The organism is Gordonia sp. ABSL11-1 (assembly GCF_030315685.1).
Lineage (GTDB): Bacteria > Actinomycetota > Actinomycetes > Mycobacteriales > Mycobacteriaceae > Gordonia.
On record NZ_JASXSI010000089.1, the window covers coordinates 1 to 887 of the forward strand.

Below are 887 nucleotides of genomic sequence, written 5' to 3' on the forward strand. Positions count from 1 at the left end.
ACGCCGCGGAAGGGTACGCGCCGGTTGCCTCGGGTCAGCCAGGCGATGCTGCGTTCGACCATGGGCCGGTGTTGCCGGTAGGTGTCGTGAATATGGTTGTCGGCGAAGTGTTGTCGGTGCTCGCGTTGGAGTTGGTGATGCTTGCCGAGCAGGATCGTGCGACCGGTCACCGAGGTGGTGCAGCGTTCCCGCACCGGACATCCACGGCACAACGTCCCGAAGGTGACACGGCCTGTGGTGCTGACCGGTCGGGTGAGGTTGTTCGGGCAGGTCAGGGTGTTCGCATCAGCGTCGTAGACGAAATCATCAACAACGAATCCGCCGTCGACCGCGGGGGTCTGCGGCCACGGCTTGATCACTGCAGTCCAGGACTTGCCGGCCAGGGTGGCGAGCATGTCCCCGGTCCCGTATGCCGAGTCGCCCAACACTTCTGGTGTCGTTTCAGCCGATGTGGCATCGGGCTGGGCCAGGGTGGGATCGGTGGTGACCAGCCGGGCCCCCACGGCGGCATCAGAATTATCGGCACCAGCAGCTTTGGTCAGTTCCGCGCCGGTGTACAACCCGGTATCGGGTTCGATCACCACATGGGCTTTGAACCCGTCTTGTCGGCGGGACTGGGTTTTATGGGCATGCCGCGCCTCGGTGTCGACGGTCGAGATCACCCGATCCGGCGCGGTGTTGCGGGCAATACGCCAGCGTCCGTCGGTGCCATCAGAACCCTCGGCGGGTTCCACATCTTGCCCGGCGACCAACGCCAGCAACGCCACCGCCTGCGCCGCGGTCTCGTTGTCAGACTTCTTGGCGATCGCCTCCACATCCAGTCCGTCGAGCACCGCCAACGCGTCGTTGACCAGCGCCGAGATCAGCTCCTGTTGCGCTGCCTTGTC

General features: G+C 64.7%; 1 protein-coding gene. It reads right to left on the reverse strand.

What is annotated here, in order from left to right; all coding sequences use genetic code 11:
• The coding region (locus QSJ19_RS26575; protein ID WP_286324056.1) for a transposase at nucleotides 1-887 on the reverse strand (887 nt) is incomplete at both ends.